This window comes from Pseudomonas arabinosi (assembly GCF_047758675.1).
GTDB lineage: Bacteria > Pseudomonadota > Gammaproteobacteria > Pseudomonadales > Pseudomonadaceae > Aquipseudomonas > Aquipseudomonas arabinosi.
Genome location: NZ_CP180480.1, coordinates 2,526,408 through 2,549,792, shown reverse-complemented (window position 1 = coordinate 2,549,792; position 23,385 = coordinate 2,526,408). Strand labels below are relative to the sequence as shown.

Below are 23,385 nucleotides of genomic sequence, written 5' to 3'. Positions count from 1 at the left end.
CTGCTACTTGGAGGCGTTGACCTGGGCAATTGCCAGTTTTTTGTTCAACCTGTAGGGTCGCGTTTTTTTACACCGCCTCAAAGAGATCAATCATGCAGGATGCAACCCTCCCCCGCCCGGCCTTGCTGGGTATCGATCTTGGGACCACCAATAGCCTGATCGCCGTTTGGCAGGAAGGTCGGGCACAGTTGATTCCCAACGCCCTCGGCGAATTCCTCACCCCTTCCGTAGTCAGCCTCGATGAGGACGACAGCATTCTGGTTGGCAACGCGGCACGCGCCCGCCTGACGACCCATCCGGAACGCACGGTGGCGGCGTTCAAGCGTTTCATGGGCAGTGACAAGCAGTTCGAATTGGGCGGTCGGCAATTCAGTCCGGAGGAACTGTCGGCACTGGTGATCGGTTCACTCAAGCAGGATGCCGAAGCCTGGCTGGGCCACCCGGTACACGAGGCGGTGATCTCGGTGCCGGCCTACTTCAGTGACGAGCAACGCAAGCGCACGCTGTTTGCCGCTGAACTGGCGGGCCTGGCAGTGTCGCGCTTGATCAATGAACCTACCGCCGCCGCCATGGCTTATGGGCTGCACGAGCAAAAGTTCGAGCGCACGCTGATTTTCGATCTGGGCGGTGGCACCTTTGATGTCACGGTACTGGAATACGCTTTGCCGCTGATCGAGGTCCATGCCTCCACCGGGGACAACTTCCTCGGCGGCGAAGACTTCACCGCGGCGTTGATACAGGCCTGCCTGAAAGACTGGCAGCTCACGACACAAATGATTGATGCCCAAGGCATGGCCAGCCTCGGCGATGCGCTTGAGCAACTCAAATGCAAACTCACAGAAGGCGCGCAGCAACTGAGCTGGAACGGTGCCGGCGAGTTGCGCGAATGGTCACTGGATGAAGCCGCGGCGCTGAAAATCTGGGAACCGCTGTTGGCCCGGTTACGCGCCCCCATCGAACAGGCCCTGCGCGATGCCCGACTGAAGCCCAGGGACCTCGACAGCCTGGTGCTGGTCGGTGGCGCCACGCGGATGCCCGTGGTGCAGCAAATGGTTGCCACACTCTTCGGGCGCCTGCCTTATCGCCACCTCGACCCGGACACGATTGTCGCGCTCGGGGCGGCCACCCAAGCCGCGTGCAAGGCCCGCGATGGCGCCATCGAGGAACTGATCCTGACCGACGTCTGCCCCTACACGCTGGGTATCTCGACGAATCGCGGTGAAGACGTCAGCGGCGCCTTCTCTCCCATCATTGAGCGCAACACCGTGATCCCGACCTCCCGGGTGCAACGCTTCTACACGACGCATCCACAGCAGGCGTTTATCCGCATCGCGGTCTATCAGGGTGAACGGCCGTGGGTACGGGACAATATTTTCATCGATACCTTCGACGTACCCGTGACACCCGGCGACCAGACGCAAGCCCTGGATGTACGCTTCAGCTATGACATCAATGGTTTGCTCGAAGTCGATGTGACCTTGCTGGCCAGCGGTGAACGTCACAGCCACAGCATCGACCGCAGTCCCACCGGGCTTGATCAGCAATCACGGCAGAACAGCCATGAACGGCTCACTGCCCTGAAAATTCACCCGCGCGATGCGCTGCCCAATCGCACCCTGCTGGCGCGACTGGAGCGTGCCTGGATGCAAAGCCTGGGCGATGAGCGTGAACAAATTGCCGGCTGGCTGGATGCGTTTACCTCCGTGCTCGGTGGCCAGCAATCCGTGGAGATTGCCAGCCATCGCTCACAACTCAATAAGGCGCTGGACCAACTTCGCCTTTAACCATTGAGCCGCCGCAGGGTGGCCTGCAAACCACCGGGCAGTGTGTCCTCACCCGCGCCGTCCGGTGGTACGCCATAGCGGTTGGGCAGTTTGTCACCGGGAAAGCCGAACAACACCAGCGGCAGAAACGGCAACGCCGGCGCCAGGCAGCAGCAAATCAGCAACGTGGGAATGCCGCGACCGAGGTCATGCAGGCGCCTTAATACGGCACTGAGTAGAAACGCAACGCCCAGCAACAATACAGCAGGGGTGCCGCTGAATATCATCGCCACAAGGGTGATCAGCATGCATCCCAGCACCTGTCCGACAAATGCCGAGCGCCCCAGTCGCGTGCCTAAACGCCAGAAAGCCGCGGATGGCGCGGGGCGGCTGTCGGCTTTGGCCAGCAGCAGGCGCTCACTCCAGGACAGCAACGCACTGAAGGCGAACCGCAAACCCAGCCCGTGAGCAGGATCATCCTTGGCCCGCTGCATACGCTGCAAAACCTTCCCGCGCGGCACCCCGGCACTGCCATAACGCGCCAAGCCCTTGAGTGCATCGAGGGCAAGGTAAAACGCCTCGCTGTCGATCCCTTCGCTGTCTTCCAGCGACGAGCGTGGCGGCCGCGTCGGCTCACCTTTAATCAAGCCGTCGCGAAATCCGTCGAACCACTCTTCAGGATTGGTGACGGCGGAAATTCTGCCGAGCAAATAGCCACGCTGCTCGGCATCGAGCAGCGGGTCCTGGTACAGCACGCCACACAACAGCATCCGGCCTAGCAGATCGTCGTCGAACGCGTGGATGTCGCTGCGCATGCACTCGAACAAACGGTCATTGGCCAGCAACTGTGTGCTGTCGAGTGCTTCCTGGACGCCAAGCAGTTGCCGGGCAAGCAAGGCATGAACCGGATCCGCCGCTTGCAGCCAGCCGAGCAAACCACTCAGGCTGCCCTGCTCACGATTCAATCGGCGCAACAACGGCTGCAAACGAGCCAGCGGATGGTCGCGCGGAACATCCATCGAGTCCACGCAGGCGGCCGATTGCGCGCCCAGCCAACGCTGCGGTTGATCGAGGGTTGCCAGCAAGTACAGCGCCTGACGATGCCAGTCCCAAACATCACGCTGAGTCGCCATGGCGGGCAGCAGCAGGCCCTGCTCGGCCAATTGGGCTTGCAGGCACACGCCGCTAAGCACCGAGTCTTGCTTGCCCAGCGCGAATGCCTCATTTAGCCGTGCCAATGCTCGAGCGTCGTAGGATCGCAAACGACGCATCCACAGCAGGCTGAGCTCACGCGGCTCGCCCTTTTGCAGTTCCGGCGCGAGCACCGGCTGCGCGGACTGACAGTCGATAAACGCCTTCAGCGCCAACGGAATCGGCGCCTGAGTCAACCAGCATATTTGCTGTTCGGCCTGATACTTGAACCCTTGTAATACCAGCGCGTCGAGCACGTCCGGGCTTTCAGGCGCGTCCAGCATCCGCTGCAGCAAAGGCACGTCGCCACGGTGTAACGCCCACGCATGTTGGTACAGCGTCTGCAGCTGCGGGTCGTCACTCTCTTCGAGCAGCCACGCCAGTAAAGGCAATTCGTCGCCACTGATGCGCCATCCGACGAAGGCCGCCGCAATGCCGACAAGGTCAAGTTGCCTGGCGTGGAACCAGCGAGCCAGAGTCTCCGGACGTTGAGACGGGCTGCCGTACTCCTGGGTGACATCGCTGAGGTCATGGGACCAGTCGCGAAAGTTTTCCAGACGATCAAAGGCCTGTATCAGCAACGGCAAACGTAACGGTTGGTGGCGAGCGCAGAGCTCCAGCAACCAGGTTGCGGCCTTCGGATGCTGATGCTCGTTCCAGAGCCGCACCCAGGCTTGCAAGGCCAGCTCCTCAAGCCCTAGCGCACTGCGCTGGCACGCAACCAAATAAAGCCAGTCGACATTCTGCGGCGCCAGGCGATGCTGTTCGCTCACGATGTCGAGAAAATCCTTGTTGCCAATTCCGGCCTGACTGAACTGCACGGCCAAACGTTGTAGCAGGCTGTCGTCAGCGGGCAGCGGCAAACAGGTGTGAAGGCTTGCGAAATGTTTGTAATCGGCCAGCGGTTCATTGTGGTGCAGGTAATTGAGGGTGCGCACGTACCAGAGGGTTTCCAGTTGCGCGGACGCCGACCATTGGGCCATCAGCGATGTGTCGAACGGATCCGGTGCATCGATTCGCTGGAGAAACTCATCGACCTGCTGGGCATTCTCGAACGCCAAGTCCAACATCCGGCTTGCCCAACCCATACGTTGCGCCAGCAAACGCGCGCAAGTGTGAGAAATCGGCCCGGCGTCGATCAACTGCCTCAGCAAAGCCCAACACACCTCATCCAGCGTCTCTAGCGACACTTGATCGAGGTCGAGATTGAACGCTTGCCAGGCCTGCGGATTGAAGCGTCGCGTCGCGTCGAGCAGCAACGCTTCGAAGCGCACCAACACCTGGTCGGCAGCACTCTGCCCGGCAACGAGCGATGCTTCGCTATCAACGTCTTCCTCGCGAGCAAAGCGTAAAGCCACTTCATAGGCCTCACGCAGGGCTTGAAAGCCTTCCGGATCGGTCTCGGGGTGATGCTGCGGCAAGCGCGCGCGATAGGCTCCGCGAATGGCGTCGTTGTCTTTGGTAGGCTCAATACCCAAGCGAATCCAGCAACTCATGACCAGTCGAACTCCCCTAAAGTATCCGGGCGTTCCGGCAGGTGCAGAGGCATGTCCCAAGGCAGTTGCGCGAAAAGCGCACGGGCATCGCGGTCGATTTTTTCAGGGATGACGGTGTTACCCGGGTAGTCGCCCTGGCGGTCGTACTCGTGGGTCAACCGCTCGTCGGCATTACCCAGGCAACTCCAGAAGGCCTTTCCGACCATAAAAGCGTTCAGGTAGGTCGTCCAGCTGTCGTAGTAATACCGTGCGCGCGCCGCCATGCGGCCGTGCAGCCAGAGGCTCTCGGTCAGATCGATCCAGCCATGAAGCACCGCGCTACGTAGCAGAAAGCCCATGCGTCCGATGTCCCAGGCGCGTATGCCACCCGGCCCGCACTCTCCGAACGTGCGGCTGGCCAGTTCATAAAAGGCCCGCTGACGGGTATCGAGCCCCTCGATCAACGCATGCCACTCGGAAGGCAGGCACCGCTCCCACTGGCGATAGGCTTCGTTCAACCGTGTGGCGTGACCGGTATCCGCCGTGCGCAGCATTTCCAACAGTTCTGGCCGCGAAGTGATGCCCCACCCACCTTCGACATCGACGTGTTTGAGGTCGAAGCAATACGTGGGGGCGGTGTAATCGGCATCGGGATTAAGGGCAACCAAAGGCGCAGAAAGCGCATACAGCCAACGCTGTTGTATCTCGTCCATGAAAAAAAGCTCCGGGCCGACCAAGCAGAATGGGAGTCGGCAAACTGGCGTGGATTGTAGAGAAACCGTCGCAAGGCGGCAAAGCTCGCATGCCTGTTTTTTTCGCCGTAACAAAAAGGCCCCGACGAGTCGGGGCCTTCATTCAGCGGATTACAGCCTGCTCAGACGAATGTGTGTCTTCGAATGACTCAGTGCTGCAGACCCAGTAAACGCGAGACCTGATCCAGTTCGGTCTCTCGACGCAGCACGGTGAACAGCTCAACCGCTTCAGGGTAATTGCGGGTCAGCATCGCCAGCCACTGCTTCAGGCGACCTGGCGATTGGCGTGCTGTCATCTGCGCCTTGGCTTGCAGCCAGAAGTCCTGAATCAGCGGCAACAGCTCGGCCCAGGTCATCTCGACGACGTCCTCACCGGCCCGCGCCATTGCGATTTGCCGTGCCAGGTCCGGGCGCGACACCAGGCCGCGGCCGAGCATGATGTCCTCGACGCCGCTGATTTCGCGGCAGCGACGCCAGTCTTCGACGCTCCAGATGTCGCCGTTGGCAAACACTGGAACCTTGACCACATCCTGCACCCGGGGGATCCATTCCCAATGGGCTGGCGGCTTGTAGCCGTCAGTTTTGGTCCGCGCATGAACCACGATGTGCGCCGCGCCACCTTCGGCCAGGGCCGTGGCACACACCAGTGCACCGTCCGGGCTGTCGAAACCGAGGCGCATCTTGGCAGTCACCGGAATGTGCGCCGGAACGGCGCGACGGACATGTTCGACGATCTGGTTCAGCAGCTCAGGTTCTTTGAGCAGTACTGCACCACCGCGAGATTTGTTGACGGTCTTGGCCGGGCAGCCGAAATTCAGGTCGATGACCTCGGAACCCAGTTCGCAGGCCAGCGCAGCGTTTTCCGCCAGGCATACCGGATCGGAACCGAGCAGCTGCACCCGCAGCGGCACGCCGGATGCGGTGCGGGCGCCGGTCAACAGCTCCGGGCCGAACTTGTGGTAATAGGCAGGCGTGAGCAGTTGATCGTTGATCCGAATGAACTCGGTCACGCACCAATCGATACCGCCCACACGGGTCAGCACGTCCCGCAGGATGTTGTCGACCAACCCCTCCATGGGCGCCAAAGCAATTTGCATGAAAAACACACTCAACGAAAAACGTGCGGCAGTTTACTGGATTGCGCGAAAAATCTGCAGAACATCGCAGATCAACTGTGGGAGCGGGCTTGCTAGCGAAGGCGGCGGCACATCCAACATTGATGTGACTGACACACCGCTTTCGCGAGCAAGCCCGCTCCCACATTTAGATTTTGGTCGTCTCCAACATCTGCAACGCGGGGCCATAGCCCTCGATGAACTCCGCCGGCATGCGCTTGGGCTTGCCGGTCGACAGTTCGATGCAAACGAAGGTGGTTTGCGCCCGCAGCAACGTGGTGTTGTCACTCGGTCGCTTCAACTGGAAGTGGCGGGTCATTTTCAGACGCTGGTCCCAATCGACGATCCAGGTCGCCAATTGCAACTCATCGCCTTCATAGGCGGCCGCCAGGTAGTCGATCTCGTGCCGCACCACCGCCATCGCCCGATCCAGTCGACGATATTCGACCAGGTCCAGGCCAAGGCGCTGGGAGTGGCGCCAGGCACAGCGCTCGAGCCAGGTCACGTACACTGCGTTGTTCGCGTGACCCAACCCATCGATGTCCTCTGCGCCCACTTCCAGATCAATGATAAATGGCGTTGCCCGATCCCAGCCCATGCCCCACTCCCGGTCAGAAAATTTTCACCGGGGCAGTGTAACGGATGCTCAGGCCGATTGGCGCGATTGCAGACTGCGACCGGACAACAGCGAAAGAACGCCTTCAATCACCCGAGGGTCAGCCAGCACCCGTTGATGACCACCCTCCTCCAAGCGCAGTAAACGGCTGTCGAACCAGGCCTCGTTGATCAGCTGCGATTCCTTGACCGGAACAAAGCAGTCATCTTCGGCGTGAACGATCAGGCCCGGCATGTCGAGCTGATAGTGCGCAACATCCAGCGCCGCAGCGCGCATGCCGACGTCTCTTTCGACCTGACGAATGAACGCTGAACGGGCTTTCGGTGGCAGCCGCACATAGCGTGCGAAACCGCGCAACACGCCGAGAATCCGCGCAGGGGCAGCGATAGTGACCAGGGTTTCGGTGCGCAAGCCCAACTGAACGGCGAGCATGGCACTGGCGCCACCCATCGAGTGACCGATGACAGCTTGCAGCGGCGGTAACTCGGCAGCGGCTTCAAGCATGGCTCGGGCAAACAGCACGACGTTCGCTTCGTTGCCCGGCGAACGACCGTGAGCTGGGCCGTCCAGCGCAACCACGGTGTAACCGGCATCGACCAGCGCGGTGATGAGGCTGGCAAACTGCGTCGGCCGGCCTTCCCAACCGTGCATCAGCAACACCGCGGGGCCTTGCCCCCAACGCAGCGCCGAGAGGCCGAAGCGCAGGGTGATTCGCTCGGACTTCGCCAGCAGCGGCAATTCCCAATCACGCGGCGGCAGTTCCCGCGGCGTCATGAATGCCAGTCGCATTTTGCTCGCGACCAGTTTCGGTGCGAACCAGCCCAAGGTGCCATTAACGCCACGAACCCACTTCAACGTGCTCATCGCTCTCACTCCTCAGGCTAATGCCTTTAGGTCACAGCACCGCAGACTTGGCGGCGCGCAGCAATCGATCGGACAACTCTCCTGGCCCCAACGCGCGAGCCAAAGCCAAACCACCGACCATCAAGGCCATGTCGGCCAAAGCTTTATCGGTGTCTTCCGGGCTGGCCGCCAACTGCGCGACCATCATTTCCACATGCTCATTCAACGCCACGCGAAACGCGTCCGGCAGACGGCCCAGCTCACCGACAGAAGCCGGAATCGGGCAGGCTGAATCAGAGGAATCACGGTGTTTGCGTGACAGATAAAACGCAGCAACCAGCGCACGACGCTCTTCGCCAGTCAATTCGGCATCCATGTCGGCGATCAAGCCACGGCGATGACCGAGCAGTTGCTTGAACGCTTCCAGCATCATCGCGTCCTTGCTTTCGAAGTGCGCATAGAAGCCGCCGACAGTCAGGCCGGCCGCGCCCATCACTTCGCCCACGCTCGGTTCGGCCGGGCCGCGCTGAATCAGCGCTGCGCTGGCAGCCTTGAGGATGCGTTCGCGGGTTTGAGCTTTTTTATCGTTCATCGTTGCCTCCGAATATTACGACTAGAATATTATTCTCATAATAATTTTACGCAAGTCGTGGATGTGACCGCTGGTCTGAAGAACAGTTTGAAAGAATTAGGGGATTTGGCCAAACGCCAGACAAACAAAAGGGCCATTCAATAATTGAATGACCCTTATAAAATCCCGCAGAGCGGGTAATCGTGGCGTCCCCTAGGGGACTCGAACCCCTGTTACCGCCGTGAAAGGGCGGTGTCCTAGGCCACTAGACGAAGGGGACGCAAAACCTTCTATACAACTGATCAGTGCTGAGAGCTGATCGATTCAAGGCCGGTGTGGCCAGACCTTGAACTGTAAAATTGGTGGAGCTTAGCGGGATCGAACCGCTGACCTCCTGCATGCCATGCAGGCGCTCTCCCAGCTGAGCTAAAGCCCCGGATTTTTCGCCTCGCGGCGGAGCGACATCTTGCAACATCGCTTCTGTAAAACTGGCGTCCCCTAGGGGACTCGAACCCCTGTTACCGCCGTGAAAGGGCGGTGTCCTAGGCCACTAGACGAAGGGGACGCAAACCCTTCTATACAACAGATCAACACTGAGTGTTGATCGCTTCAAGGCCGGTGTGGCCAGACCTTGAAGTGTAAATTGGTGGAGCTAGACGGGATCGAACCGTCGACCTCTTGCATGCCATGCAAGCGCTCTCCCAGCTGAGCTATAGCCCCTCATCGCTGAGGACGGGGCGAATCTTAATGGCGCATCGGAAGGCTGTCAAACTTATTTTTAAAATATTTCAAAGTTTTTTGCCGACATAACAATCACTTACCGCCCTCCCCCCGTAAATTCGGGAGAAGCGCCGAAGATCGAGATCAAAAGATCGCAGCCTTCGGCAACTCCTACAGAGTCAAACGCTGTTTAGGCGATATTGCCCAAGAGTTTTTCCCACTCCTTGTTTTCCTTCTTCGACACGCCGCCCAGCAGGTCGATCGCCTGGCGCAGACGGAAACGGGTCAGGTCCGGGCCAAGGATTTCCATCGCATCGAGCACCGACACCGAACTGGCCTGGCCAGTGATCGCGGCAAACATCAGTGGCATGGCGTCACGCAGCTTCAGTTCCAGGGATTCGACCACCGCTTGAATCGTTGCGGTGATGCTGTCTTTCTCCCACTGACGCAGGCTTTCCAGCTTCCACAAAATCAACTGCATCAACTGACGGACCTGATCGCCCGACAGCTTTTTGGATTCAAACAGCTTGGCGTCCGGATTCACGCCACCGGCAAAGAAGAAACCGGCCAGCGGTGCAACCTGGCTGAAGGTTTCAACCCGACCCTGCACGTGCGGCGCGATCTTCATCATGTATTCCGGGTTCAGCGCCCATGTTTGCAGGCGCGAAGCGAACTCTTCCACCGGCAGGTCACGCAGCCATTGGCCGTTGAGCCACGACAGCTTCTCGACGTCAAAAATCGGCCCGCCGAGGGAGACGCGGCTCAGGTCGAAGTTATCGACCATTTCCTGCAGCGAGAACTTCTCGCGCTCGTCCGGCATCGACCAGCCCATACGACCGAGGTAATTGAGCATCGCTTCCGGCATTAAACCCATGCGCTCGTAGAACGTCACCGAGGTCGGGTTCTTGCGTTTGGACAGCTTGCTCTTGTCCGGGTTACGCAGCAGCGGCATGTAGCACAGCTCTGGTTGTTCCCAGCCGAAGTATTCGTAGAGCAGGATCAGTTTTGGCGCCGACGGCAGCCATTCTTCGCCGCGCAGCACGTGAGTGATGCCCATCAGGTGGTCGTCGACCACGTTGGCCAGGAAGTACGTCGGCAGACCGTCGGTCTTCATCAGCACTTGCATGTCCATGCGATCCCACGGGATCTCGACGTCGCCACGCAGCATGTCTGGAACGACGCAAACGCCTTCGCTCGGCACTTTCATGCGGATCACGTGCGGCTCGCCGGCGGCCAGGCGACGATCGACTTCTTCCTTGGACAGCAACAGCGCGCGGCCGTCGTAACGCGGGGTTTCGCCGCGGGCCATTTGCTCGGCGCGCATCTGGTCCAGCTCTTCGGCGGTGCAGAAGCACGGGAAAGCGTGGCCCATCTCGACCAGCTGCTGGCAGTACTTCTGATAGATGTCGCCACGCTCGCTCTGACGGTAAGGACCGTGCGGGCCGCCAACGTCCGGGCCTTCGCTCCAGTCGATACCCAACCAGCGCAGGGCGTCGAAAATCTGTTGTTCGGACTCGCGGGTCGAGCGCAATTGGTCGGTGTCTTCGATCCGCAGGATGAACTCACCGCCGTGCTGCTTGGCAAAGCAGTAGTTGAACAAAGCGATGTAAGCGGTACCTACGTGGGGATCCCCGGTAGGCGATGGCGCGATGCGAGTGCGGACGGTGGTCATGGCAAGTCTCGAAATGAAGATAAAACAAAGGGCGAATGGTAACAGGCGTTGCCCGCCCGGCTCCAGTGAGCAGGGCATTTAAGCCAAGGTTGCGTCTACAACGCGCTCCAGCCTTGGTGAATGGCCGATTATCAGCCGGTGGCATTTACCCATCATTCGCTGTATGCCAGATTTGACCACTGATAACTTTCCTTACAATTTCTCGACTACAGCCTGCCCATGCCTGCCCAACTCAAGCGTCGCCTGTTTATTTTCCTGCTGCTCGTCCTGCTGATTGCCGGGGGCTTTTTCGCCCAGTGGTTTTTCAAGGGACGGTTTTATGAAAGCACCGACAACGCTTATGTCCAGGGCGAGATCACCCGCGTGTCGAGTCAATTGGGCGCGCGCATCGATCAGGTGCTGGTGCAGGACAACCAGCACGTCGAGAAAGGCCAGTTGCTGATCAAGCTCGAAGGCGATGACTTCCACCTCGCCGTCGACCGCGCCAACGCGACCCTCGCCACCCGTGAAGCCGAGCGCCTGCAAGCCCGAAGCAAACTGACTCAGCAAGCCAGCCTGATCGCCGCCAGCGAGGCGCAAGTCGCCTCCAGCCAAGCCAGCCTCGGTCGTTCGCAGATCGATTTGTCTCGCGCGCAGACCCTGCGCAAACCCGGCTATGTCTCGGAAGAACGGGTGACCACCCTCTCCGCCGACAACCACATCGCCCGCTCGCAAGTGACCAAAGCCCAGGCGGACGCCCAAAGCCAGCGCCAACAAATCAACTCCCTGGCCGCCGAGATCAAACGCCTCGACGCCATGATCGCCAACGCCAAAACCGATCTGGCCCAGGCCGAACTGAACCTGACCCGCAGCGAAATCCACGCCCCCATCAGCGGCCTGATCGGCCAGCGCGCCGCCCGCGAAGGCCAGTATGTGCAGGCAGGTGCTTACCTGATGTCGATCGTCCCGGATCAGGACATCTGGATTCAGGCCAATTTCAAGGAAACCCAGATTGGCCACATGCAACCCGGCCAAAAAGCCCAACTGATCTTTGACGCCTACAGCGACATGCCAATTGATGCGCGAGTCGACAGCCTGTTTGCCGCTTCGGGTGCGCAGTTCAGCCTGTTGCCGCCGGACAATGCCACCGGCAACTTCACCAAAGTCGTACAACGGATTCCGGTAAAACTGACCTTCGCCGCGGACAATCCGCTGCAAGGCAAGATTCGTCCGGGCATGTCGGTCACCGCCAAAGTGAACATTAAAGACGCCCCTGACGATGGCCGGTGATCAACTGATCCGCCCGGTCGGGGAACCGACCCGGCGGGACTGGATCGCGGTCATGAGCGTGATGCTCGGCGCCTTCATGGCGGTGCTCGACATCCAGATCACCAACTCATCGCTCAAGGATATTCAGGGCGCGCTGTCGGCCACCCTGGAAGAAGGCTCGTGGATTTCCACCTCGTACCTGGTGGCGGAAATCATCATGATTCCGCTGACGGCGTGGCTGGTGCAGTTGCTCTCGGCGCGGCGGCTCGCGGTATGGGTGTCCCTCGGATTTCTTGCTGCTTCCCTGCTCTGCTCCATGGCGTGGAGCCTGGAAAGCATGATCGTCTTCCGTGCCTTGCAGGGCTTCACCGGTGGTGCGCTGATCCCGCTGGCGTTCACCCTCACGCTGATCAAACTCCCCGAACACCACCGCGCCAAAGGCATGGCGATGTTTGCCATGACCGCAACGTTCGCGCCCTCCATCGGCCCGACCCTCGGCGGTTGGTTGACCGAGAATTGGGGCTGGGAATACATCTTCTACATCAACATTCCGCCGGGGCTGATCATGATCGCCGGCCTGATGTACGGCCTGGAGAAGAAAGAAGCTCATTGGGAACTGCTGAAAAGCACCGACTACCTGGGCATTCTCACGCTGGGCGTCGGCCTCGGTTGTTTGCAGGTGTTTTTGGAAGAAGGCCATCGCAAGGACTGGCTGGAATCGAGCCTGATCGTCACCCTGGGCAGCATTGCGCTCGTCAGCCTGATCACCTTTGTGATCGTGCAGACGTCCAAGCCCAATCCACTGATCAACCTCGGCATCCTGGGCAATCGCAACTTCGGTTTATCGAGTATTTCCAGTGTCGGCATGGGTGTTGGATTGTATGGCTCGATCTACCTGTTGCCGCTGTACCTGGCGCAGATCCAGAACTACAACGCCCTGCAGATCGGCGAAGTGATCATGTGGATGGGCGTGCCGCAGCTGTTTCTGATTCCGCTGGTGCCGAAGCTGATGAAATACGTCTCGCCGAAATGGCTGTCCACGCTGGGTTTCGGGCTGTTTGGATTGGCGAGTTTTTCATCGGGCGTGTTGAACCCGGACTTCGCCGGGCCGCAGTTCAATCAGATCCAGATCATCCGCGCGCTGGGCCAGCCGCTGATCATGGTGACCATCTCGTTGATTGCCACGGCGTACATCCTGCCGCAGGACGCGGGGTCGGCGTCGAGCCTGTTCAACATCCTGCGCAACCTCGGCGGCGCGATTGGCATCGCCCTCCTCGCCACGTTGCTGGATGCGCGAACCAAGACTTACTTTGATTATTTACGCGAAGCGATTGTGCCGACCAACCCGCAGGTGGCCGAGCGCATGGCGTCGCTGACGGATCGGTTTGGCAGTGAGACGGCAGCGCTGGGCAAGCTCAGTGAAATCGCGCATCAGCAGGCGTCGATCATGGCTTACAACGATGCGTTTCACTTTGTCGGGATTGCGCTGGGGATCAGCATGATTGCGGTGTTGCTGACCAAGGCATTGCCTGCGGGATTGAAGGCTGGCGAGGCACATTAAAGACCGCGGCGCCCCCATCGCGAGCAGGCTCGCTCCCACAGGGATCACGGTGAACCTTGTGGGAGCGAGCCTGCTCGCGAAGAGGCCATCCCTGGCGCCACGAATCTCAGACGGTGATCAACCGCTCACGCAACTTGCCAATCTCATCGCGCATCTGCGCCGCCGCTTCAAACTCAAGATCCCGCGCCAACGCGTACATTTTCTCTTCCAAGGCTTTAATGCGCTTGGCGACTTCCCCCGGTGAGCGCAATTCCGCTTCGTACTTGGCGTTTTCCTCGGCAGCCTTGGCCATGCCTTTGCGCTTCTTGCTGCGCGAGCCCGGTACGGTGGCGCCTTCCATGATGTCGGCAACGTCCTTGAACACGCCCTTGGGCGTGATGCCATTGGCCAGGTTGAAGGCAATCTGCTTGTCGCGACGACGCTCGGTTTCGCCGATCGCCCGCTCCATGGAACCGGTGATGCGATCCGCGTAGAGAATCGCCCGGCCATTGAGGTTGCGCGCCGCCCGACCGATGGTCTGGATCAGCGAACGTTCGGAACGCAGGAAGCCTTCCTTGTCCGCATCGAGGATCGCCACCAGCGAGACTTCCGGCATGTCCAGGCCTTCACGCAGCAGGTTGATCCCCACCAGCACATCGAAAGTGCCCAGACGCAGATCGCGGATGATTTCTACCCGCTCCACGGTGTCGATGTCCGAGTGCAGATAACGCACCCGTACGCCGTGGTCGGCCAGGTAATCGGTCAAGTCTTCGGACATCCGCTTGGTCAGCGTGGTGACCAGCACCCGCTCTTCCAGCGCCACGCGCTTGCCGATCTCCGAAAGCAAATCGTCAACCTGGGTCAACGCCGGGCGGATTTCGATTTGCGGGTCTACAAGGCCAGTCGGACGCACCAGTTGCTCGACCACGCGACCGGCGTGTTCTGCCTCGTAATTGCCCGGTGTGGCCGAGACGAAAATGGTCTGCGGGCTGATGTTTTCGAACTCGTCGAAGCGCATCGGCCGGTTATCCAGGGCGGACGGCAGACGGAAACCGTATTCCACCAGCGTCTCTTTACGCGAACGGTCGCCCTTATACATGGCGCCGACCTGCGGCACGCTGACGTGGGATTCGTCGATCACCAGCAAGGCGTCAGCCGGCAGATAGTCAAACAAAGTCGGCGGCGCCTGGCCGGATTCACGGCCCGACAGGTAGCGCGAGTAGTTTTCGATGCCGTTGCAGTAACCCAGTTCGAGGATCATCTCCAGGTCGAAACGGGTGCGCTGCTCCAGGCGCTGGGCCTCAACGAGTTTATTGTTGGAGCGCAGGTAATCCAGGCGCTCCTGCAACTCGACTTTGATCCCTTCGACGGCACCCAGCAGGGTTTCTCGCGGGGTCACGTAGTGGCTTTTCGGATAGAACGTGAAACGCGGCAGCTTGCGGATCACTTCGCCAGTCAGCGGATCGAAGGCGGACAGGCTCTCGACTTCGTCATCGAACAGCTCGATGCGGATCGCTTCGAAATCGGATTCCGCCGGGTGGATATCGATTACATCGCCGCGAACCCGGAAGGTCGCACGGGCAAACTCCATGTCGTTGCGGGTGTATTGCAGGTCCGCCAAGCGACGCAGCAACGCACGCTGATCGAGCTTGTCGCCGCGATCCACGTGCAGAACCATCTTCAAATAGGTTTCCGGGCTGCCCAGACCATAGATACACGACACCGTGGTGACGATGATCGCGTCCTTGCGCTCCAACAGCGCCTTGGTCGCCGACAATCGCATCTGCTCGATGTGGTCGTTGATCGAGGCGTCTTTCTCGATGAACGTGTCCGACGACGGCACATAGGCTTCGGGCTGGTAGTAGTCGTAGTAGGAAACGAAGTATTCGACCGCGTTGTTCGGGAAGAACGCCTTGAACTCACCGTACAACTGCGCGGCCAGGGTCTTGTTGGGTGCCAGCACCAGGGTCGGACGTTGAACCTGGGCGATCACGTTGGCGATGCTGAAGGTCTTGCCCGAGCCGGTCACACCGAGCAACGTCTGGTGCGCCAACCCGGCTTCGATGCCCTCGACCATGAGGCGGATGGCTTCCGGCTGATCGCCGGCGGGCTCGAAGCGGGTGACTAGCTGGAATTCAGACATGAAATACCTCTCGGTTTTCGAAGCAGGAGTCGCGCCTGTCCGGGCGAACCGGGCAGCAACGGGAAAGACCGCAAACGACCGATGTCGCCCGAGGAAAAAACTGGATTGTGCTCAATGTGGAGCCGATTGCCATCGCTTTCAAGGCAAACGTCCTACATCGGGTAAAACCTTTGACGATGTCAATCGACTAACGGTCGAGAAATAATCGGAAAAACTTACCGTAAAAGCCGAATCGTCTGTCGCCATCAATCGCGGATGGCCTCTATACTAGCTCCCCGTTTGTGCACCGCTCTAGTGCATTCGGCTGGAGCGCGACACGTCCCTCCACTTTCCATTCAGAGCCGCCGCAAAATGAGCCTGTTCTCCGCTGTCGAAATGGCACCACGTGATCCAATCCTGGGCCTCAACGAAGCATTCAACGCCGATACCCGTACCAACAAGGTCAACCTGGGGGTCGGCGTTTACTGCAACGAGGAGGGGCGAATTCCACTCCTGCGCGCCGTTGTCGAAGCCGAGACGATTCGCGTCGCTCAACACGCTTCCCGTGGCTACTTGCCAATCGACGGCATTGCCGCCTACGACCAGGCTGTGCAAAAACTGCTGTTCGGCAATGACTCGCCACTGATCGCCGCTGGCCGCGTCATCACCACCCAAGCCGTTGGCGGTACTGGCGCGCTGAAAATCGGTGCCGACTTCCTCAAGCAACTGCTGCCAAACGCCGTCGTGGCGATCAGCGACCCAAGCTGGGAAAACCACCGCGCGCTGTTCGAAACGGCCGGTTTCCCGGTGCAGAACTATCGCTACTACGACGCCGCGACCCACGACGTGAACCGTGTTGGCTTGCTGGAAGACTTGAACGCCCTGCCGTCCGGCTCCATCGTTGTCCTGCACGCTTGCTGCCATAACCCGACCGGCGTGGATCTGAGCCCGGCGGACTGGAATAACGTGCTGGACGTGGTGAAAGCCAAAGGTCACGTACCGTTCCTCGACATGGCCTACCAGGGCTTTGGCGACGGCATCGACGAAGACGCCGCGGCTGTACGTCTGTTCGCTGAATCGGGCCTGACCTTCTTCGTTTCCAGCTCGTTCTCCAAATCCTTCTCGTTGTACGGCGAGCGCGTGGGCGCCCTGTCGATCGTCAGCGAATCGAAAGAAGAAAGCGCGCGCGTGCTGTCGCAAGTCAAACGCGTGATCCGCACCAACTACTCCAACCCGCCGACCCACGGTGCAAGCATCGTTGCTGCTGTATTAAACAGCCCGGAACTGCGCGCGCAGTGGGAAGAAGAACTGGCTGAAATGCGCCTGCGGATTCGCGGGATGCGCATTCAGATGGTTGAGCAGCTGGCGAAGCAAGCTCCACAGCGTGACTTCAGCTTCGTCGGTCGTCAGCGCGGCATGTTCTCCTACTCCGGCCTGACGGTTGAGCAAGTGACCCGCCTGCGCAGCGAGTTCGGCATCTATGCCCTGGACACCGGCCGTATCTGCGTGGCCGCGTTGAACCAGAGCAACATCGACGTTGTGACCAAGGCCATCGTTGCGGTGATCTGAGTCGTCCGGTGATACGAAAAACGGGAAGCCAAATGGCTTCCCGTTTTTTTATTTGTCTCAGATAAATCCCAGCGCAGCGAACGACCGCTCTAGACTGCACGCAGATCAAATGTGGGAGCGGCGGTGCGGCGATCCGACTTGCTCGCGAAAGCGGTGTTTCAGTCGACATCTATGCTGAATGACACACCGCATTCGCGAGCAAGCCCGCTCCCACATGGTTTTATGTACACCCGAGAATTTTTGAGAGCCAACATGAAAAACGATGACCTACGCGCAGACCGCGATGAGCTGGACCACTTCGTGCCTCGCACCCCGGCCAAACGCGGTAACAACCTGGTAGTGCAAGTCGCTGCCGGCGTGTTTCTCGGCGGCCTGGCCTTGTGGCTGGTGCAACTGGCCGCAACGATGCTGTACGCCAAACTGATGCTCGCCACCGTAACTTTCGGCGGTTAGGCCAGTTCGGTTGCGCGCTGGCTGGCAGCGTCGTCATAGGCGACGTAGAGCGATTCGGCGACCTGGCTTTTGATGGCCTTGGCGCTTTCCAGGCCCAATACAAAACCTTCCGCCTTGCCACCGGCACGGTTCAAATCGTCAGCGGTGCTGGCCTGAGTGATTGCGTCGAACAGTTTTTCGGCGTGAGGGCCGACGCCTTTGGGCAGGCTGATCTGAGCGATGCTCATGCGAACACCCCGTTGTGGCAAGGTGTGGTGGTTGGGTGATTCATGGCGCGTACCTTTTCGGCGAATGGCCGGCAGCGCGTGTAACCACTTCCGGGCGACCATGGTAGACCTCTGAGGCGATTCTGGTAACCGCCCGCGGTCGATAAACCACCGTCCGTCCCCATGAACCCGCCAAGTTGTTAACAGGTGCTTGACTTCTCTTTTTGAATCAGTAACATACACGCCATTCCGCGATAGCTCAGTTGGTAGAGCAAGTGACTGTTAATCACTGGGTCCCTGGTTCGAGTCCAGGTCGTGGAGCCAGACAGTAATATCGAAAAGCCCCTGAATCGAAAGGTTCAGGGGCTTTTTTGTGGCGTTTCATAAAGTCAAAAGATCGCAGCCTGCGACAGCTCCTACATGGGAATCGCGTACACCCGTGATTCATCGGGCGAACACAAATTCTGTAGGAGCTGCCGCAGGCTGCGATCTTTTGATCCTGCGGCTATAAACCGTCAGACATGCTCACTGCTTTTCGCATGGATGGGGTGGTGCTCATCTGATGCATGGGCCACCTCCACCACCGGAATCTCATTCCCGTCGCAGTCACGCAATTTGCCTTCGCTGAAATAATCCCCTTCGCGCAACGCTGCCAGATCCTGATAACGCAGAACGCGCTCAGTACCGGCCGCGAACACCGACTGCTGATCCGAGTTACCGGCAGTGAGGTGGTTGAAGGTCAGGTTCAGCACGATGGCCATGATCGCCGACGAGCTGATGCCCGAGTGGAAGATCGTGGCGAACCAGCTTGGGAAATGGTCGTAGAAGTTTGGCGCAGCGATGGGGATCATACCGAAGCCGATGGAGGTGGCGACGATGATCAGGTTGACGTTGTTGCGGTAGTCGACCTTGGACAGCGTACGAATACCGCTGGCGGCCACGGTGCCAAACAGCACGATACCGGCACCGCCGAGGACAGAAGTCGGTACAGCGGCGATGACGCGCCCCATAAACGGCAGCAAACCGAGGATCACCAGAAACAAACCGCCGGTAGCCACCACGAAGCGGCTCTTGATCCCGGTCACCGCCACCAGTCCGACGTTCTGGGCGAACGCGCTTTGGGTGAAGGAGCCGAAGATCGGCGCGATCATGCTCGACAGCATGTCGGCGCGCAGGCCGTTGCCCAGGCGTTTGGAGTCGACCTTGGTGCCGATGATTTCACCGACCGCCAGGATGTCGGCCGAGGTTTCCACCAGGGTCACCATGACGACGATGCACATCGACAGGATCGCGGCGAAGTGGAAGGTCGGCATGCCAAAGTGGAACGGCGTCGGGAAGCCGAACATCGGGCCTTGAGTGACGGACGAGAAGTCCGCCATGCCAAGGAACACCGCGAGCACCGTACCGATGACCATCGCCAACAGGATCGACAAACGCGAGATGGTCGCGCTGCCGATCTTGCTCAACAGCAGCACCAGCACCAGCGTCACCGCCGCCAGACCGATGTTCGCCATGCTGCCGAAGTCCGGGGCATGGCTGTTACCGCCCATGGCCCAGCGTGCAGCCACTGGCATCAGCGTCAGGCCGATGGTGGTGATCACAATGCCCGTGACCAGCGGCGGGAAAAACTTGGTGATTCGAGAGAACACCGGCGTGATCAGCAGGCCGATCAACGACGCGGCTATCACTGCCCCGAGAATCGATTGAAACCCGCCCTCCCCGCCACTGCTGACAATCGCCACCATCGTCGCGACGCCAGAGAACGACACGCCCTGTACCAGCGGCAATTGACAGCCGAAAAACGGTAAACCCAGGGTTTGCAGCAATGTCGCCAGCCCCCCTGCAAACAATGAAGCAGCAATCAACAAACCGATGTCCGCTGGCGAGAGCCCGGCCGCCTGGCCGATGATCAAAGGCACCGCGACGATGCCGCCGTACATGGTCAGAACGTGTTGCAGGCCGTAAGCCATATTCGCGCCGACCCCGAGATTTTCATCCTCAGGCCGTTGGTGTGAAACATGGGGCGTTTTCATGGTTTGGGGGGTTCCCTGGTTTTTGTTGTGCGCACACTGTATGCAAGACTCAGGACAAATGTCTATAGAGTTGTATACAACTCATCAGTCAGATGATGGACACATGGCCATTCCACACCAGAGGCTTGCGCCTCACCTTCCCTGATAAACTCTGCCGCTCCGCACTCTGGCGGACAATCACGGACATGGAAGCCGCCACCTTGAATAATCGCTCAGCACTCGAACACCTTGCCCGGATCCTGCCCCTGACCTTCGGCGCGTTTTGCACTGTGGTCGTCGTGCAAGCCCTGGCCATTGCCGTGCCCTATGCCATGGATCCCCCTGACCTGGAATTTGGCCTCGTCCTTGGCGCTGACATCCTTGTGAGTTTTTTGGTCGACGGCATGTTTTACGGCGTAGTGCCGCTGCTCTTGGGTTTCACGCCGCTGTACGCCTGGCTCAGCGCCAAGGGTTACGCCAACTGGGTGACTGGCGTGTTGGCTGGACTGGTGATCGCCGGGCTGGTCTGTCTTCACCCGGAATGTCGGTTGCTGTGGTCGTACTGGCTGGTCGATGGCGCGGCAGTCGGGCTGATCACCCACTGGGCGTGGCGTCGAGTCCAAAAAAACCAACGTAACGCAAAATCACGGACGCTCTCACGACCATGAATCCCCTGGAGCGATTCGCCCTTTGGCAGCCTGAAGCCCCCGACGACCCGAACCCCGAAGCATCACCGCTGATCATCGACGGCCACCGCTCAGCGCTGGCCATTTCTGGTCGCACGCTGCTGGGCCAATACGAAACCGCGTCCAGCTATCTGTTGGTGACCGACTTCGATTGCCCCTTTGAAGAAGCCGTGTGCTTTTCGTTGATCAGTAAAGACCTTCAAAGCGTATTGGGCGAACACGTCGTCGGATGCATGTACAGCTCGTACTATCTGGAAGAGCTGGTATGGCTGGATGAGGCTCACTTTTTCGCGACCTTCGCGGGCCTGGCCGATTACCGGTTTTACTTCACGATTCGCCGGTTCGGTATCCCCTGGATTTACCCGCGACTGGGTGTGGCGTGCAGGCGCTTTCATCCCAAGAGCGGAACGTGGCGACGGGATATTCGTTAAAACAGGAACAAGCCCCTTGAAGCCAAAATCTCCCGGCAACATGACGCAAGGCAAGACGTGCACTACCTTGATAGAGGTACGCTCTTACTGAGTCCAGGATAGGAAATCGACATGAGCAAGGCTGACCAACTCGCCGCGAAACTGAAGCAAACCCAGCAGTCCAGCGCCGACGAGACACTTCGTGTAGATCACCAAATAGACAGCTGGCCTGCACAGGTTTACGAGCTGTACCACCTCATCGAAACCTGGCTGGCGCCGCTCAGCGAAGCCGGGCTGAACATCCGGCGAGTGCCGACGCACGTCTTCGAGCGTCATCCTGACGGTGCGACCTACGACTACGCCATCGACCAGTTACTGATTGAAGGCAACCACCACAGCATCACTTTCGACCCCGTCGCTCGTTTCACTGAGGATGGTGCCGGGCGGGTCGAGATCCGCACCCAAGGGAAAACACTCTCGATGCTGCGAACCGTGAGCGAACACGGCGAGACGCAGTGGTGGCTGCAGGCGATCGATCAATCCGGGCAACAACCGGATGCGATCGCCATGACCGAAGACAATCTGCTGTCGGTGGTGCAGGAGGGACTGCAGCTGTGAGGCTCAGGGCTGTTGAATCAGCCCTTCAATAACCCGGCGCAACGCCGCCTCCCGTGGCACTCGAATGTCGAATTCGCTGCGCAACAAACCCAGCAATTCATCCACATCCGTCACTTGCCGCCGTTCAGTCTCACTGCCGATCCGATGAATCGCAAAACTGCCGTTGTTCAGCGTGCGGCGCCACCCTTCGCCGGTGCGCGCCACCATCAGCTGCCTGGCGAACGATGATTCGGGATGGGTCGAGACGTACCAGTTGCCGACGGCGTAATCGATGTCTTCCTGGCGCTGCAAATCGAAAATGTACATCGCCCGCCATTCGCCGGCGACGTTGGCGCGCAGGGTGTAGCCATCCTCGTGCTGCTCGATGCGATAGGGTTCGTGAGGTGTGAACTGTTCAGCCGGGGTATCGAGCATCAGCGGTGCGGTGGGCACCATGCCGCCGAAGCCGACGTCGGTGATGTAGCGCACGCCGTCCAGGGTCACCAGGCTCAAGCGGTGTGTACGGGCGGTCCATGCGCCTTCGGGTTGGCCCATGACCACTCGGCCGGAGAGGCCGCGAGCCTCGAAGCCCAGCGCCTGGAGCAAGGCCAGGAACAGGTTGTTGAGTTCGTAGCAGTAACCGCCGCGACCGTCGTGCAGAACCTTTTGCTCGATGGACGGCAGGTCGATGAGCACCGGCTGACCCGACAACGTGCTGAGGTTTTCGAACGCGAAAGCGCCGGTGTGGCGCAGTTGAAGTTGGCGCAGGGTTTCCAGGGTCGGCGCCGGCGGCGCGTCGAAGCCCAGGCGTTGCAGGTACAACGCAAGATTGCTCAGGTGTGGCTCGCTCATTGCTCAGTCCTTATGCATGGGGCCGGATTTCTCCGCCGATGGGCGCCATGTATAAGGGAAAAAGCGGTTCGACCGACAATTGATTTAACCAATCGCCGCACACGCCAATATCAACGCAGCTTGCGCGAACTCAATCGAATCCACGTCGGCGCATGATCACTCGCATGGGGCTCGTTGCGAACCCAGGCATCGACTCCGGCCTCCTGCAGATAAGGGCTGAGCGCCGGGTTAAGCAACAGATGATCGATGCGCAGCCCTGAGTTCTTTTGCCAGTGCTGGCGAAAATAATCCCAGAAGGTATAGAGCCGATCCTCTGGATACAGATGGCGCAAGGAGTCGGTCCAGCCCTGGGCCAGCAGGCGCTGATAACACTCGCGGCTTTCGGGTTGCAGCAACGCATCCTTCAGCCAGGATCGCGGGTTGTAGATGTCGAGGTCGGTGGGCACCACGTTGTAGTCACCAGCCAGGACCACGGGATGCTCACTGGCCTGAAGCGTCTGTGCGTAATGGATCAGCCGTTCAAACCACGCCAGCTTGTAATCGAACTTCGGCCCCGGCTGCGGGTTACCGTTGGGCAGGTACAGGCAGCCCACCAGAATCCCGTGCACGGCGGCCTCCAGATACCGGCTATGGGTGTCGCTGTCATCGCCCGGCAGGCCTCGACGACTCTCCAGCGGCTGAGCATCCCGCGCCAGAATCGCCACCCCGTTCCACGAAGACTGACCTTGCCAGATCGCGCCGTAGCCAGCGGCCTCAAGCTCGGCGGCGGGGAATGCACTGTCGACTGACTTGAGCTCCTGCAAACACGCGATATCTGGCTGCTCTCGCTCAAGCCAGGCCAGCAAGTTCGGCAGTCGGGCGCGCATGCCGTTGACGTTGAATGTCGCGATTTTCAGGTTCTTCATGGGCCAACGCTCGCAACGCAGGGTCGATGTCCAGTTGTGACCGGGAGTGCGTCCCGACAGTTGCCTC

20 protein-coding genes and 5 tRNA genes are annotated in these 23,385 nt (G+C 59.7%); 9 read left to right on the top strand and 16 right to left on the bottom strand.

Going from position 1 to position 23,385, the window contains the following annotated elements; translation table 11 throughout:
• The first annotated feature begins 92 nt into the window (after positions 1-92).
• Positions 93-1,784, top strand: a complete 1,692-nt coding sequence (locus ACMXYJ_RS11815) for an Hsp70 family protein (RefSeq protein ID WP_415759949.1) — start codon at positions 93-95, stop codon at positions 1,782-1,784.
• Here ACMXYJ_RS11815 and ACMXYJ_RS11810 read toward each other — a convergent pair.
• The 11 genes from ACMXYJ_RS11810 to gltX all read right to left on the bottom strand — a co-directional run bounded on the left by ACMXYJ_RS11810 (position 1,781) and on the right by gltX (position 10,718).
• Complete coding sequence (locus ACMXYJ_RS11810; RefSeq protein ID WP_415759948.1) at positions 1,781-4,450, bottom strand: DUF805 domain-containing protein; 2,670 nt, start codon at positions 4,448-4,450, stop codon at positions 1,781-1,783. The genes ACMXYJ_RS11815 and ACMXYJ_RS11810 overlap by 4 nt on opposite strands.
• Positions 4,447-5,142, bottom strand: coding sequence for a DUF1266 domain-containing protein (locus ACMXYJ_RS11805; protein WP_415759947.1), 696 nt, complete (start codon positions 5,140-5,142; stop codon positions 4,447-4,449). Before ACMXYJ_RS11805 ends, ACMXYJ_RS11810 begins: the two co-directional genes overlap by 4 nt.
• Before the next feature lie 188 nt (positions 5,143-5,330).
• On the bottom strand, positions 5,331-6,278 hold the full coding sequence (locus ACMXYJ_RS11800) for a tRNA dihydrouridine synthase (protein ID WP_415759946.1): 948 nt from the start codon (positions 6,276-6,278) through the stop codon (positions 5,331-5,333).
• A 166-nt stretch (positions 6,279-6,444) separates the two neighbouring features.
• Positions 6,445-6,894, bottom strand: coding sequence for an acyl-CoA thioesterase (locus tag ACMXYJ_RS11795; RefSeq protein ID WP_415759945.1), 450 nt, complete (start codon positions 6,892-6,894; stop codon positions 6,445-6,447).
• A gap of 48 nt (positions 6,895-6,942) precedes the next feature.
• A complete protein-coding gene (locus ACMXYJ_RS11790) occupies positions 6,943-7,776 on the bottom strand; it encodes an alpha/beta fold hydrolase (protein ID WP_415759944.1) in 834 nt (277 codons plus the stop codon).
• A 31-nt stretch (positions 7,777-7,807) separates the two neighbouring features.
• Positions 7,808-8,347: a TetR/AcrR family transcriptional regulator gene (locus tag ACMXYJ_RS11785; RefSeq protein WP_008151286.1), complete on the bottom strand. Its 540-nt coding sequence runs from the start codon at positions 8,345-8,347 to the stop codon at positions 7,808-7,810.
• Between the two features lie 183 nt (positions 8,348-8,530).
• Positions 8,531-8,606: transfer RNA gene (locus ACMXYJ_RS11780), tRNA-Glu, on the bottom strand.
• A gap of 80 nt (positions 8,607-8,686) precedes the next feature.
• Positions 8,687-8,762, bottom strand: a tRNA-Ala gene (locus ACMXYJ_RS11775).
• Between the two features lie 53 nt (positions 8,763-8,815).
• Positions 8,816-8,891 (bottom strand) — tRNA-Glu (locus tag ACMXYJ_RS11770).
• Between the two features lie 79 nt (positions 8,892-8,970).
• A tRNA-Ala gene (locus ACMXYJ_RS11765) sits at positions 8,971-9,046 on the bottom strand.
• Between the two features lie 190 nt (positions 9,047-9,236).
• Entirely contained in the window at positions 9,237-10,718 is a 1,482-nt protein-coding gene (gene gltX, locus ACMXYJ_RS11760) for a glutamate--tRNA ligase (RefSeq protein WP_415759943.1), read from the bottom strand.
• Between the two features lie 219 nt (positions 10,719-10,937).
• Here gltX and ACMXYJ_RS11755 point away from each other — a divergent pair, with 219 nt between their 5' ends.
• Both ACMXYJ_RS11755 and ACMXYJ_RS11750 read left to right on the top strand, forming a co-directional pair.
• The gene (locus tag ACMXYJ_RS11755) at positions 10,938-11,987 is read left to right on the top strand and encodes an HlyD family secretion protein (protein ID WP_415759942.1); all 1,050 of its coding nucleotides are present in this window, start codon (positions 10,938-10,940) and stop codon (positions 11,985-11,987) included.
• Positions 11,977-13,527 carry an MDR family MFS transporter gene (locus ACMXYJ_RS11750; protein ID WP_415759941.1) on the top strand — a complete coding sequence of 517 codons (1,551 nt, stop codon included), beginning with the start codon at positions 11,977-11,979 and terminating at the stop codon, positions 13,525-13,527. Before ACMXYJ_RS11755 ends, ACMXYJ_RS11750 begins: the two co-directional genes overlap by 11 nt.
• 106 nt (positions 13,528-13,633) lie before the next feature.
• Here ACMXYJ_RS11750 and uvrB read toward each other — a convergent pair whose 3' ends face one another.
• Positions 13,634-15,649 carry an excinuclease ABC subunit UvrB gene (gene uvrB, locus ACMXYJ_RS11745; RefSeq protein WP_415759940.1) on the bottom strand — a complete coding sequence of 672 codons (2,016 nt, stop codon included), beginning with the start codon at positions 15,647-15,649 and terminating at the stop codon, positions 13,634-13,636.
• Between the two features lie 351 nt (positions 15,650-16,000).
• Here uvrB and ACMXYJ_RS11740 point away from each other — a divergent pair, with 351 nt between their 5' ends.
• Positions 16,001-17,197 (top strand): amino acid aminotransferase, encoded by a 1,197-nt coding sequence (locus tag ACMXYJ_RS11740; protein WP_046047749.1) that lies wholly within the window; start codon positions 16,001-16,003, stop codon positions 17,195-17,197.
• A 252-nt stretch (positions 17,198-17,449) separates the two neighbouring features.
• Entirely contained in the window at positions 17,450-17,650 is a 201-nt protein-coding gene (locus ACMXYJ_RS11735; protein WP_415759939.1) for a hypothetical protein, read from the top strand.
• Here ACMXYJ_RS11735 and ACMXYJ_RS11730 read toward each other — a convergent pair.
• Positions 17,647-17,877, bottom strand: a complete 231-nt coding sequence (locus ACMXYJ_RS11730) for a hypothetical protein (protein ID WP_010456061.1) — start codon at positions 17,875-17,877, stop codon at positions 17,647-17,649. The two genes, ACMXYJ_RS11735 and ACMXYJ_RS11730, sit on opposite strands and share 4 nt — an antisense overlap.
• Positions 17,878-18,104: 227 nt before the next feature.
• On the opposite strand from ACMXYJ_RS11730, the gene ACMXYJ_RS11725 reads away from it, so the two are divergent.
• Positions 18,105-18,180 (top strand) — tRNA-Asn (locus ACMXYJ_RS11725).
• A 191-nt stretch (positions 18,181-18,371) separates the two neighbouring features.
• Here the strand turns inward: ACMXYJ_RS11725 and ACMXYJ_RS11720 are convergent.
• A complete protein-coding gene (locus tag ACMXYJ_RS11720) occupies positions 18,372-19,889 on the bottom strand; it encodes a nucleobase:cation symporter-2 family protein (protein WP_415759938.1) in 1,518 nt (505 codons plus the stop codon).
• Between the two features lie 185 nt (positions 19,890-20,074).
• On the opposite strand from ACMXYJ_RS11720, the gene ACMXYJ_RS11715 reads away from it, so the two are divergent.
• The 3 genes from ACMXYJ_RS11715 (at position 20,075) to ACMXYJ_RS11705 (ending at position 21,582) form a co-directional block, all read left to right on the top strand.
• Positions 20,075-20,536 carry a hypothetical protein gene (locus ACMXYJ_RS11715; protein WP_415759936.1) on the top strand — a complete coding sequence of 154 codons (462 nt, stop codon included), beginning with the start codon at positions 20,075-20,077 and terminating at the stop codon, positions 20,534-20,536.
• Positions 20,533-20,985, top strand: coding sequence for a hypothetical protein (locus ACMXYJ_RS11710; protein ID WP_415759935.1), 453 nt, complete (start codon positions 20,533-20,535; stop codon positions 20,983-20,985). Before ACMXYJ_RS11715 ends, ACMXYJ_RS11710 begins: the two co-directional genes overlap by 4 nt.
• A 111-nt stretch (positions 20,986-21,096) precedes the next feature.
• Positions 21,097-21,582, top strand: a complete 486-nt coding sequence (locus tag ACMXYJ_RS11705) for a hypothetical protein (protein WP_095128613.1) — start codon at positions 21,097-21,099, stop codon at positions 21,580-21,582.
• A gap of 3 nt (positions 21,583-21,585) precedes the next feature.
• Here ACMXYJ_RS11705 and ACMXYJ_RS11700 read toward each other — a convergent pair whose 3' ends face one another.
• A complete protein-coding gene (locus ACMXYJ_RS11700) occupies positions 21,586-22,413 on the bottom strand; it encodes an arylamine N-acetyltransferase family protein (RefSeq protein ID WP_415759934.1) in 828 nt (275 codons plus the stop codon).
• A 110-nt stretch (positions 22,414-22,523) separates the two neighbouring features.
• Positions 22,524-23,318 (bottom strand): exodeoxyribonuclease III, encoded by a 795-nt coding sequence (locus ACMXYJ_RS11695; protein WP_095128615.1) that lies wholly within the window; start codon positions 23,316-23,318, stop codon positions 22,524-22,526.
• Between the last annotated feature and the right edge of the window lie 67 nt (positions 23,319-23,385).

Bases quoted from the DNA above. Each gene is read 5' to 3' on its own strand.
- ACMXYJ_RS11805 (WP_415759947.1), bottom strand. From the start codon at position 5,142: ATGGACGAGATACAACAGCGTTGGCTGTATGCGCTTTCTGCGCCTTTG.
- ACMXYJ_RS11750 (WP_415759941.1), top strand. From the start codon at position 11,977: ATGGCCGGTGATCAACTGATCCGCCCGGTCGGGGAACCGACCCGGCGG.
- ACMXYJ_RS11705 (WP_095128613.1), top strand. From the start codon at position 21,097: ATGAGCAAGGCTGACCAACTCGCCGCGAAACTGAAGCAAACCCAGCAG.
- ACMXYJ_RS11740 (WP_046047749.1), top strand. From the start codon at position 16,001: ATGAGCCTGTTCTCCGCTGTCGAAATGGCACCACGTGATCCAATCCTG.
- ACMXYJ_RS11795 (WP_415759945.1), bottom strand. From the start codon at position 6,894: ATGGGCTGGGATCGGGCAACGCCATTTATCATTGATCTGGAAGTGGGC.
- ACMXYJ_RS11735 (WP_415759939.1), top strand. From the start codon at position 17,450: ATGAAAAACGATGACCTACGCGCAGACCGCGATGAGCTGGACCACTTC.
- ACMXYJ_RS11720 (WP_415759938.1), bottom strand. From the start codon at position 19,889: ATGAAAACGCCCCATGTTTCACACCAACGGCCTGAGGATGAAAATCTC.
- uvrB (WP_415759940.1), bottom strand. From the start codon at position 15,649: ATGTCTGAATTCCAGCTAGTCACCCGCTTCGAGCCCGCCGGCGATCAG.
- ACMXYJ_RS11815 (WP_415759949.1), top strand. From the start codon at position 93: ATGCAGGATGCAACCCTCCCCCGCCCGGCCTTGCTGGGTATCGATCTT.
- ACMXYJ_RS11700 (WP_415759934.1), bottom strand. From the start codon at position 22,413: ATGAGCGAGCCACACCTGAGCAATCTTGCGTTGTACCTGCAACGCCTG.
- gltX (WP_415759943.1), bottom strand. From the start codon at position 10,718: ATGACCACCGTCCGCACTCGCATCGCGCCATCGCCTACCGGGGATCCC.
- ACMXYJ_RS11755 (WP_415759942.1), top strand. From the start codon at position 10,938: ATGCCTGCCCAACTCAAGCGTCGCCTGTTTATTTTCCTGCTGCTCGTC.
- ACMXYJ_RS11810 (WP_415759948.1), bottom strand. From the start codon at position 4,450: ATGAGTTGCTGGATTCGCTTGGGTATTGAGCCTACCAAAGACAACGAC.
- ACMXYJ_RS11715 (WP_415759936.1), top strand. From the start codon at position 20,075: ATGGAAGCCGCCACCTTGAATAATCGCTCAGCACTCGAACACCTTGCC.
- ACMXYJ_RS11790 (WP_415759944.1), bottom strand. From the start codon at position 7,776: ATGAGCACGTTGAAGTGGGTTCGTGGCGTTAATGGCACCTTGGGCTGG.
- ACMXYJ_RS11730 (WP_010456061.1), bottom strand. From the start codon at position 17,877: ATGAGCATCGCTCAGATCAGCCTGCCCAAAGGCGTCGGCCCTCACGCC.
- ACMXYJ_RS11800 (WP_415759946.1), bottom strand. From the start codon at position 6,278: ATGCAAATTGCTTTGGCGCCCATGGAGGGGTTGGTCGACAACATCCTG.
- ACMXYJ_RS11785 (WP_008151286.1), bottom strand. From the start codon at position 8,347: ATGAACGATAAAAAAGCTCAAACCCGCGAACGCATCCTCAAGGCTGCC.
- ACMXYJ_RS11710 (WP_415759935.1), top strand. From the start codon at position 20,533: ATGAATCCCCTGGAGCGATTCGCCCTTTGGCAGCCTGAAGCCCCCGAC.
- ACMXYJ_RS11695 (WP_095128615.1), bottom strand. From the start codon at position 23,318: ATGAAGAACCTGAAAATCGCGACATTCAACGTCAACGGCATGCGCGCC.